1 pseudogene is annotated in these 621 nt (G+C 58.5%); it reads left to right on the forward strand.

Annotated features, from left to right (window positions below):
* Nucleotides 1-351: 351 nt before the first annotated feature.
* Nucleotides 352-621: pseudogene (locus BCA01S_RS36400) on the forward strand (lipocalin family protein); the annotation flags it as partial.

The following is a 621-nucleotide window of genomic DNA, read 5'->3' on the forward strand; positions in this document are numbered from 1 at the left end:
AACAGTGCGCGGCTACCCCGCGCACCTCATCCTTGAACCAACTGCGGATTTTTTACTTCGACGAATCTGGGGACTATTTATCCGACGGCGATAGACTCTACGCGAGACTCAGATCCGCCGGGTAAGCCAAGGGCAGCAATGTGTTGTGGTAGAGGCGCCGCGATACAACCATTGTAGGAATGATGGTTCCGAAGGAAGGGTCCGCTGAAGGACTGTTGAGCCGGGTTTACGGGGGTGATCCGTTGTGTGGGCTGATCACGGGTTTCTAAGCCTCCTCGCGAGCGTTTCGCGAAGACGGGTGGCAACGATATTTGACTTGGTTAGGTTGCTCGCCTATCGGGTTATTTCCGCGGCCTTGCGAGTCGCTTCTTAGCAGATGCTGGCAAAAATCTTCACACCGTGTCGCAGATGAACACATGGCGCTCGCCGCGCACGAACACGTCGTACCCGGTGTCGATGTCGGTGCGAACCGGTGCGCTGACATGGCAACTCGATCCGCTGATGGACGACCAGGAACTGGACTCGCGGCAGTCTACCGGCGCGGTGTACTGGGAAGGCGCGGTGCGCGTGAGCCGCGATGGCGCTGATCTTGGGCGCGCCTATCTGGAACTGACGGGATAC

This window comes from Paraburkholderia caledonica NBRC 102488, from assembly GCF_000685095.1.
Classification (GTDB): domain Bacteria; phylum Pseudomonadota; class Gammaproteobacteria; order Burkholderiales; family Burkholderiaceae; genus Paraburkholderia; species Paraburkholderia caledonica.